The sequence below is a fragment of the Streptomyces durocortorensis genome, from assembly GCF_016901035.1.
Classification (GTDB): domain Bacteria; phylum Actinomycetota; class Actinomycetes; order Streptomycetales; family Streptomycetaceae; genus Streptomyces; species Streptomyces durocortorensis.
This window is the reverse complement of record NZ_JAFEUF010000022.1, coordinates 1-9,704: the sequence shown is the minus strand read 5'-3', so window position 1 is coordinate 9,704 and position 9,704 is coordinate 1. Positions and strand designations below refer to the sequence as shown.

At 72.1% G+C, this 9,704-nt stretch carries 7 protein-coding genes and 1 pseudogene; 3 read left to right on the top strand and 5 right to left on the bottom strand.

The features are described from left to right. A partial coding sequence (locus JS521_RS07165; RefSeq protein WP_205081882.1) for an SIP domain-containing protein occupies nucleotides 1–1,229 on the top strand: 1,229 nt, incomplete at its 5' end. A 45-nt stretch (nucleotides 1,230–1,274) separates the two neighbouring features. Here the strand turns inward: JS521_RS07165 and JS521_RS07160 are convergent. Then, nucleotides 1,275–3,569, bottom strand: coding sequence for a serine/threonine-protein kinase (locus tag JS521_RS07160; protein ID WP_205081881.1), 2,295 nt, complete (start codon nucleotides 3,567–3,569; stop codon nucleotides 1,275–1,277). Nucleotides 3,570–3,835: 266 nt separating this feature from the next. On the opposite strand from JS521_RS07160, the gene JS521_RS07155 reads away from it, so the two are divergent. Together JS521_RS07155 and JS521_RS07150 are read left to right on the top strand one after the other, a co-directional pair. Continuing rightward, on the top strand, nucleotides 3,836–5,212 hold the full coding sequence (locus JS521_RS07155; protein ID WP_205081880.1) for an OFA family MFS transporter: 1,377 nt from the start codon (nucleotides 3,836–3,838) through the stop codon (nucleotides 5,210–5,212). Then, a complete protein-coding gene (locus JS521_RS07150; RefSeq protein ID WP_205081879.1) occupies nucleotides 5,181–5,333 on the top strand; it encodes an MFS transporter small subunit in 153 nt (50 codons plus the stop codon). The genes JS521_RS07155 and JS521_RS07150 overlap by 32 nt, the downstream gene beginning before the upstream one ends. A 55-nt stretch (nucleotides 5,334–5,388) precedes the next feature. On the opposite strand, the gene JS521_RS07145 is transcribed toward JS521_RS07150, so the two are convergent. From JS521_RS07145 to JS521_RS07130, 4 genes and pseudogenes are all read right to left on the bottom strand, one after another. Next, the gene (locus JS521_RS07145) at nucleotides 5,389–7,356 is read right to left on the bottom strand and encodes an acyl-CoA dehydrogenase family protein (protein WP_205081878.1); all 1,968 of its coding nucleotides are present in this window, start codon (nucleotides 7,354–7,356) and stop codon (nucleotides 5,389–5,391) included. A gap of 49 nt (nucleotides 7,357–7,405) precedes the next feature. Further along, nucleotides 7,406–7,606, bottom strand: a pseudogene (locus JS521_RS07140) (VOC family protein); the annotation flags it as partial. A 64-nt stretch (nucleotides 7,607–7,670) separates the two neighbouring features. Next, entirely contained in the window at nucleotides 7,671–8,909 is a 1,239-nt protein-coding gene (mmsB, locus tag JS521_RS07135) for a multiple monosaccharide ABC transporter permease (protein WP_205081877.1), read from the bottom strand. Then, nucleotides 8,899–9,704, bottom strand: an 806-nt coding sequence (locus tag JS521_RS07130; RefSeq protein ID WP_372448561.1) for an ATP-binding cassette domain-containing protein, incomplete at its 5' end; no start/stop codon positions are given. The genes mmsB and JS521_RS07130, both read right to left, overlap by 11 nt.

The window sequence follows — 9,704 nt, the reverse complement described above, 5'->3', positions numbered from 1 at the left end:
CCCCGGGCCCGCCCCGCGCGGCGCGCTGGGGGTGGCCCGGGCGCGCGGGCTGGCGGGCCCGGGGGGGGCGGGGGGGGGGGGGGGGGGGGGCGGCCGGGGCCGCCGCCCTCCGCGCGCTGCCGGTGCCGCCGGGCGAGGGGTACGTCTGGGCGGCGGCGGAGAGCCGGGCACTGCTGCCGGTACGCCGGTATCTCCAGCGGGAGTGGAAGCTCCCCAAGGACCGGGTGAACATCACGGGTTACTGGCACCGCGAGGAGCCCGCCGCACCGCAGACGGAGGCCACGGCCGACGCCGCACCGGCACCCGCCGGAATGCCCTCGCCGCTGCCGTGGCTGGTCGCCCGCGCGGCGTTGCAGCTCGGCGTGGTGGACGCGGTGGCCGACGCCCCGGGACTCTCCGCCGACGCCCTCGCGTCCCGGCTGGGCGTACCCGGTACGGGGATCGCCATCCTGCTGCCGCTGCTCGCCGCGCACGACGTGATCGTCGGCGACGTGGACGGACGCGGGCTGCGCCTGGGCGCGGCGGGCGAGGAACTCCTGGACGACCACGAGCGCGAGGAGTACACCGGCCACGAGGCCGAGCTGCTGCTCGCCCTCGCGCACCTGGCTCCCGCGCTCCGGGACGGCACATCGCCGTGGCGGCTCGCCTCGGGCGCCACGCTGCACGACACGGTGGCCCACGACGCGGACCGCTTCGGCGAACTGGTCGAGGAGTGCGAGCAGTTGGTGTTCCTGCTGACCGGGCTGACGGCCGACCCGCTCTGGGAGGACGTCGGTACCTGCCTCCTGACCGGTCCGGGCAGCGCGTCGGTGGTCGCCGCCCTCGACGACGCCGGACGGCGCGTACGGCTGCGGATCGCGGAGGAGGGCACACCGGCCGCGGTCCTGCGCGGACACGTTCCCGTGCCGGACCGGATCGACTGGACGGCCGGCCCGGCGGATGTCGCGGTCGCCGCGAAGGCGCTGGCGTACCGCACCGACGAGGAGGCCGTACAGCTCCTCGCGCGGCTGGCCGAGTGGACCGGCACGGCGGTGCTTGTGGAGGCCTCGCGCCCGGACGGACTGAGCCCGCACGCGGCCGAGGCGGCGCTGCACGCGTTCACGGCGACCGGCGCCCCGCTGCGCGACTCCGCCGCCCTCGCCGCCCTCGCGGAGCGGTCGGGGTGGCGGGTCGAGCGGACCGTCGCACTCGGCTGGGGCGCGGAGGCCACCGTCCTGCGCCGGGCCTGAACAGCCGCCCCCACGGGGGTGGGGCGGGCGGGGAGGCCGCCGGGGTCAGCTCGACCTCGGCGGCCTCTGCGCGTCGAAGGCGAAGAGGGTGTTGTCGTCCGCGGCCACGAACAGGGCGCGTCCCGCGACGGTCACGCGCGGGCTCGCGTTCTGCTGCCCCGTCAGTCCGTCGGCCTGCGGGTCCGTCGTCCACAGCGGCTTGCCGTCGTCCGGCGACAGCGCGACGACCCGGCCGGTGGCCGAGCTGAAGTACACCGCGCCGGATCCGGCCGCGGGGCCCGACGCGCCCTCGACGCCCGTCTGCCGCGACCACTTCTTCCGGCCGTTCGCGGCGTCGAACGCCGTCACGAGACCGGTCTGCCCGCTCACGTAGAGGGTGCCGTCCGCCATGCCGGGCGTGCCGTCGTACACCCTGCCGAGCCGGGAGTACGTCACCTTCCGCGTGGCCGGGTCGACCCGCGCCACCCCGTCGTACCCGGCCGGCGCAGTCCCCTCGTAGTGCTTCGAGAGGAGTACGAGCCTGCCGTCGGCGACGCCCATCGGCACGACGGGGCCCTCGACCGTGACGGTCCCGCCGTACGTGCCGGAGTCGAGGGCGAGCGTGCGCAGGGTGGGGCGGCGCACCTGGAGGTCGTCCACCTCCGCTTCCGTGGCGCACATCGCGAGGAGCCGCTGTCCCACCGGGACGGGCGCGCACTGCGCGCCCGCCGGGAACGGCGTCGTCCAGGCGATCTCACCGCTGTGGGCGTCCCGGGCCTCGAAGCGGGAGTTGGACGCGTCGACCGTCACCACGGCGGAGCCGACCACGACGGCGTCCATGCTCCGGCCCGTGACGGCCGTCGACTGGGCGCCGGACGGCGCCGACCACAGCTCCCGGCCGCTGTCCGCGTCGAGGGCCACCACCTCCTGGGGAGGCCCCTGCGGGGCGTCCTGGTCGGCGATGCGGTAGCCGACCACCGTGTCGTCGGTGGCGCCCACCAGGTGCATGCCCTGGACGGGGACGCCCGGGCTCTTCGCGGTCCACACCCGCGATCCGTCGCGGGCGTCGAGGCGGGTGGCGACGACACCGCCGCCCCCGCAGAACAGCGCGTCGCCGCGCGCGACGCAGCGCAGCTCGTCGGGGATGTCCTCGCGGCCGCCCGGCACGGTCCTGCGCCACGGCTCGAAGCCGTCCGGGAGGGTGCCGGCCGGCGCGGCGGTGCTCCGGCCGGCGTCTCCGCCTCGGCCGTCCGCACCGTTCCCGCCGACGCCGCCCGTCGTCAGTGAGGCGACTCCTCCGCCGATCGCCGCCACCGCGACCGCCGCCGCGAGGACGGGCCGCCACCGGCGGCGCAGGCGACCGCCGATCGCGGTGCCGGTGCTCTCGGTGCTCGCGGTGCTGCTGGTGCGGGACGCGCCCGGGGCGGTGGACGCCGGGCCGGTGGGCGTCCGGTCGGTCGGCGTCGTGAGGTGATGCTGCGTGGCCATGTCGCGGGTACGGCCCGCCTCCGACCTGCCGGTCCCGGTCCCGACCTCGGACTCGGACTCGCCGAGTTCGACCGGCAGATCCCGCAGCAGTACGAGGAGTTCGTCCGCCGAGGGCCGCCTCTCGGGCTCCTTGTCCAGGCACGGCTCGACGACCGCCCGCAGGGCCATCGGCACGGCGCCCAACGACGGTTCCTCGTGCACCACCTGATACGCCGTGATGTAGGGGCTGTCCGCGTCGAAGGGCCCGTGCCCCGTCGCCGCGTACACCAGGAGCGTCCCCAGCGAGAAGACGTCCGACCGGGGCCCCACACCGCGCGGGGCCTGCAACTGCTCGGGGGACATGAAGGGCGGCGTACCGATGACCCGCCCGGTCATCGTCAGCGTCTGCTGGTCCACGGCGCGCGAGATGCCGAAATCGATGACACGGGGGCCCTCGGGCGAGAGCACGACGTTCGAGGGCTTCAGATCGCGGTGGACGACTCCCACCCGGTGGATGTCGCGGAGCGCCTCCGCAAGCCCGATGGCGAGCCTCCGCAGCTCCGCCCCGTTCAGCGGGCCCTGGTCGGTGATGCGCTGGGAGAGCGTGGGCCCCTCGATGTAGGTCGTCGCCATCCACGGCTGCTCGGCCTCGGGAGCGGCGTCGACCACGGCGGCGGTGAACGCGCCGCTGACCCGCCGCGCGGCCGCCACCTCCTGCCGGAACCGGATGCGGAACTCGTCGTCCCCCGCGAACTGCTGGTGGATCAGCTTGATCGCGACAGGCCGGCCCGAACTCGTACGGGCCAGGAAGACCGTGCCCATGCCACCCGAACCGAGCCGCTCCTCCAGCGGATAACCGCCGATCTCGGCTGGATCACCTCCGCGCAGCGACACTCTTCCCGACCTCCCGTCCCCCGTGCGCCTCTGCCACCACGGGCCCGCTCATCCGTCCTGCACCCAAAGTAGTCGCAGGGCGGTACGGCGGAGCAAAGCGGGTGACGACATCGACCGCCGGACAGCCCCGCACGCCCTGGTCGGCGGCCGGTGCGGACGCGGAGCCCTCAGCGGAGCCCTCACGCGAAACGAACAAGGTGAAAGTTTAATCAACGACCTTCTCAACCCTTCTCAACCAGATTTCCACTCACTACGGTGATGGACCCATGAGTCCCCCCATCGCCCCCGTGGGCTGGAGTCGCTGGCTGGTGCCACCGGCCGCCCTCTCGATCCACCTCTCCATCGGCCAGGCCTACGCCTGGTCCGTGTTCAAGCCACCGCTGGAGGACGCGCTCGGCCTGAGCGGCACGCAGAGCGCCCTCCCCTTCCAGCTCGGCATCGTCATGCTCGGGCTCTCCGCCGCCTTCGGCGGCACGCTCGTGGAGCGCCGGGGGCCCCGATGGGCCATGACCGTCGCCCTCGTCTGCTTCTCCTCCGGCTTCCTGCTCTCCGCGCTCGGCGCCGCGACCGAGCAGTTCTGGCTGATCGTGTTCGGGTACGGCTTCGTCGGGGGCATCGGCCTCGGCATCGGCTACATCTCGCCCGTCTCGACGCTCATCAAGTGGTTCCCCGACCGTCCCGGCATGGCCACGGGCATCGCCATCATGGGGTTCGGCGGCGGCGCGCTGATCGCCTCGCCCTGGTCGGCGCAGATGCTGGAGTCCTTCGGCAGCGACAGCCACGGCATCGCCCTGGCCTTCCTCGTACACGGACTGAGCTACGCCGTGTTCATGCTGCTCGGCGTCCTGCTGGTACGGGTACCGCGCCCGCGCATCGAGGAACAACGGGCGGACGGCGGCCCCGCCACCGCCCCGGGGCCGCAGGTGTCGGCGCGTCAGGCGCTGCGCACCCCGCAGTTCTGGCTGCTGTGGGTCGTGCTCTGCATGAACGTCACCGCGGGCATCGGCATCCTGGAGAAGGCCGCGCCGATGATCACGGACTTCTTCGCGGACACCTCCACGCCCGTGTCGGTGACCGCGGCCGCCGGTTTCGTCGCCCTGCTGTCCGCGGCCAACATGGCCGGCCGGATCGGCTGGTCCTCGACCTCCGACCTGATCGGGCGCAAGAACATCTACCGCGTCTATCTCGGTGCGGGCACGCTCATGTACGCGCTCATCGCCCTGGTGGGAGACTCCTCCAAGCCGCTGTTCGTCCTGTGCGCGCTGGTCATCCTCTCCTTCTACGGCGGCGGCTTCGCGACGATCCCCGCCTACCTCAAGGACCTGTTCGGCACCTATCAGGTGGGCGCGATCCACGGCCGACTGCTCACCGCCTGGTCGACCGCCGGTGTCCTGGGGCCCCTGATCGTGAACTGGATCGCCGACCGGCAGGAGGAGGCCGGGAAGGACGGCGCGGATCTGTACGGGACGTCGCTGCTCATCATGATGGCCCTGCTCGTCATCGGCTTCGTGGCCAACGAACTGGTCCGGCCGGTCCACCCGTCCCACCACCTCGCCGCGGGCACCGCCGGCACCACCGCCCCTGCCGTCGCCGCGCAGAAGGGAGCACCCGATGACCGACACCAGCAGTCAGAATCCGCCTGACGGATCCGCGGGCAAGGACCGGCGGCCGCTGATCGCCTTCACCTGGTTGTGGGTGGGCGCCCCGCTCGCGTACGGACTGTACGAACTGGTCCGCAAGGCCACCCAGTTGTTCACGGGCTGAGGGTTGACCGACCGTGGCCCCGGGGCGAGCCCCGGGGTCACGGTCGCCGCCGGGTTCAGGCGCCGCCCACCAGGTCCGGGGCGCGCAGCATGGCGTCCGGGATCCCCCAGGCGTCGACGAGGCCGCCCGCCAGCGGCCGGATCTTGCGGCAGAGGTCGTTCACCTCACGGGTGATCGCCTTGGACCGCTGGACGGTCAGCCGCCCGTGCTCCATGAACCACGCCCGGTCGGCCTCGATCGTCGACAGGGCGTACAGGTCGCACAGCAGGCCCAGCGCGACCTTGTCGCCGCCGTCGGGCAGCGTACGCATCTTCTCGACGAACGCCTCCAGCACCAGCCGCTCCATATGGGCGCGGGCGACGGCGATGACCTGGTCCTGCACCTCGGAGAAGACCGCCCCCGGATCGCGCTTGCCGTCGATGCCGCTCTTGAGCCTGCGGGCCACCCCGGCGAGCATGTGCTCCTCGCGGTAGCGGACCATGGCGAGCTGGTACTCCGAGTCGAGCAGACCGGCTTCCTGGTCCCACTCGTCGCCGCCCGGCAGCAGATCGCGGACGCGTTCGAGCAGCTTGTGGGCCGACGTCTTCTCGATGACCGTCTCGACGGCGAGGTTGGTGACGTAGCGGACCATGCCCAGCTGGTCCAGGTCCTCGAACTCGCTCGCGTAGTCGGTGAGCAGGCCCTTGGCGACGAGCTGGAGCAGGACGTGGTTGTCGCCCTCGAAGGTGGTGAAGATGTCGCTGTCGGCCTTGAGCGCGGCGAACCGGTTGACGGCGAGATAGCCGGCGCCGCCGCACGCCTCGCGGCATTCCTGGATCACTTCGGTGGCGTGCCAGGTGGCCAGGGCCTTGGTTCCGGCGGCCCGGGCCTCCAGCAGGCGTCGGGCCTGCGCATCGTCCTCCAGGTCGGAGAAGACGTCGTGGAGCTGGGTGCGGACGACCTCCTGGGCGAAGTGCAGGGCGTACGTACGGGCGATGAGCGGCAGCAGACGACGCTGGTGCAGTCCGTAGTCGAGGAGCAACTGCTCCTCCCCCTGAGGACCGGCCGCGAACTGCCGGCGCCGCAAGGCGTACTTCGTCGCGACCGCGAGGGCGACCTTGGCGGCGCCCCCCCCGGCGCCGCCGACGCTGACCCGCCCCTGCACCAGGGTGCCGAGCATGGTGAAGAACCGGCGGTTCGGGTTGTCGATCGGGCTCTCGTAGACGCCTTCCGGAGTGACGTCGGCGAAGCGATTGAGCAGCGCTTCGCGCGGTACCCGCACCCCGTCGAAGCGGATGCGCCCGTTGTCCACGCCGTTGAGGCCCATCTTGCGGCCGTCGTCCTCGATGTGGACACCGGGCGCGGCCTCGCCGTCGACCCGGATGGGTACGACGAAGGCGTGCACGCCCTCGGACGCGCCGCCCACCTCCAACTGCGCGAAGACGACTGCGAGTTCGCCGTGCTGGGCCGCGTTGCCGATGTAGTCCTTGCGCGCCTGGTCGCCCTCGGTGGTGATGACGAACTCCTGGGCGTCGACGTCGTAGCGCGCGACCGTGCCGAGCGCCTGGACGTTGGAGCCGTGTCCGGTCTCGGTCATCGCGAAGCAGCCCATCAGCTCCCCGGTGATCAGGCCGGGCAGATGGGCGTCGTGGTGGCGTTCGGTGCCCAGATGCAGGATGGCTCCGCCGAAGAGCCCGAACTGCACCCCGACCTTCACCAGGACCGACAGATCACCGAAGGCGAGCGTCTCGAACGCGGCGATCGAGGCCCCGACGTCGCCGCCCCCGCCGTACCGCTTCGGGAATCCCATGCCGGTCTGGCCCGTCGCCGCCATCTCGACCACGAGGTCGCGCACCCGCTCGCGGTACGCGTCGATGTCGAGCTCGTCGGCCTCCTCCAGCACCGAGGCATGCGTCACCAGGTTGGTCCGGACCAGGTCGCGGACCTCGGCGTACTCGCCGTCGAGCAGCTCGGCCAGCGCCCGGACGTCGAGCTCCGGCTGTACGTATCCGCCGGTCGCGGGCGGTGTTCTGTCAGTGGTCATACCGATTCGCTACCCCGCCCGGAGACGATCAAGCAGTCCGCGGTCCCGGTCAGCCCCGTCCGGCGGGCGGATCGGCCAGGATGCCTTCGAGCAGCCCCGTGGCCTGGCCGACCTCGATGAGATAGCCATCCGGGTCGCGCAGGTAGCAGCGGATCTCGGCCTTCCGGTCGATCGGCGGGGTGAGGAACTCGGCCCCCTTCGCACTCCACTCGCGGTAGCAGCGCTCGATGTCGGCCACGCGGAGGTTCAGCCGGGCCTCGAAAGGCGATCATGAACGACCGGTGCTGTTCTCGGCAGGGGCAGGTCAGGGCCGGTCAGGAGCCCGCCCTGCGCTTGTTCCAGACGTCGAAGCCGACCGCGGCCAGCAGCGCGAGGCCCTTGATCACCTGCTGCCAGTCGGTGCCGATGCCGACGAGGTTCATGCCGTTGTTGAGTACCCCGAGGACCAGGCCGCCGATGACGGCGCCCAGGACCGTACCCACTCCGCCGCTCATCGACGCCCCTCCGATGAAGGCCGCGGCGATGGCCTCCAGCTCGAAGTTGATGCCCGCCTTGGGCGAGGCCGCGTTGAACCGCGCGGCGAAGACCAGCCCGGCCAGGGCTGCCAGCATCCCCATGTTCAGGAAGACCGCGAAGGTCACCTTGCGGTCCTTGACGCCCGACAGCTTGGCCGCGGGCAGGTTGCCGCCGATCGCGTACACGTGCCGTCCGACCACCACGTTGCGCATCACGTAACCGAAGCAGACCAGCAGGACGGCGAGGACGATCAGGACGACGGGGGCGCCCTTGTAGCTGGCGAGCAGGAGCGTGGCGACCGTGATGGCGGCGACCAGGGCGACGAGTTTCAGGACGAACAGGTTCTTCGGCAGGGGCGCGAGGTCGAACTCCGCCTGCCGGGCGCGGTTGCGGATCTCCTGGTTGACCACCAGGGCGATCACTCCGAGCCCGAGCAGCAGGGTCAGGTTGTGGTAGTTGGTGACGGGGCCGACCTCCGGCAGGAAGCCGTTCGCCACCTTCTGCAGCCCTTCGGGGAAGGGGCCCAGGGTCTGTCCCCGCAGGAAGATCTCCGTCAGCCCCCGGAACAGCAGCATGCCGGCCAGGGTGACGATGAACGACGGTATGCCGACGTACGCGATGAAGAAGCCCTGGACCGCCCCCGCGGCCGCACCGATCAGCAGGGTCACCACCACGGCGAGCGGCCAGGCGAGCTGGTGCTCCACCATCAGCACCGCGGCGACCGCGCCGACCAGGGCCGTCAGCGATCCCACGGAGAGGTCGATGTGGCCGGAGATGATGACGATCATCATGCCGATGGCGAGGATGAGGATGTAGCTGTTCTGCAGGACGAGATTGGAGACGTTGCGCGGCAGGAGCAGGTCGCCGCCGGTCCAGATCTGGAAGAGCAGCACGATGAGTCCCAGCGCGAACAGCATCCCGTACTGCCGGGTGTTGCGCCGGAAGCTCTCCACCAGCAGGCGCGCCACCGCAGGGGCGGCCCCGCGTGTCCCGCCGTCCGTGGCGGCCGGAGGGTTCGGGCTGAGATCAGTGCTCATCGGTGAGTCCTTCGTGGGGTGCGGGGTGCCGGGGCGCGGGAACGGCGGGGTCGTGCGTCATGTACCGCATCAGCAGCTCCTGGTCGGCCTCGGCGCGGGAGCTCTCGCCGGTGACCCGGCCGGCCGCCATCGTGTAGACGCGGTCGCACATGCCGAGGAGTTCGGGCAGCTCGGACGAGATCATCAGGACGGCCTTGCCCTCGGCGGCGAGCCGGTCGATCACCGTGTAGATCTCGTACTTGGCGCCGACGTCGACGCCCCGGGTCGGTTCGTCCAGGATGAGGACCTCGGGCCCGGCGAGGATCCACTTGCTCAGGACGACCTTCTGCTGGTTGCCGCCGGACAGCCGGCCCACCTGGTCGAAGACCGTGCGGGTCCGGATGTTCATGGTGCGGCGGAACTCCTCGGCGAGTACGCGCTCCCGGTGGCTGTCGACCACTCCGCGCCGGGCCAGCCGGGACAGCGAGGCGAGGGAGATGTTCCTGCTGACGGAGTCCTGGAGGTCGAGGCCGTAGTGCTTGCGGTCCTCCGTCACATAGGCGATGCCCGCGTCGACGGCCTCCGGCACGGTACGGGTCCGGGCCTCGGCCCCGTCCCGGAGCACGGTTCCGGAGAGGTAGCGCCCGTAGGAGCGGCCGAAGACGCTCATGGCGAGTTCGGTGCGGCCGGCGCCCATCAGCCCGGCGATGCCCACGATCTCGCCGCGCTCCACGCGCAGCGACACCCCGTCGACCCGCGGCCGGGGGGGGGGGGCGGGGGGGCGCCCCGGGGAGACGCGGGGGGGGATACAAAAAA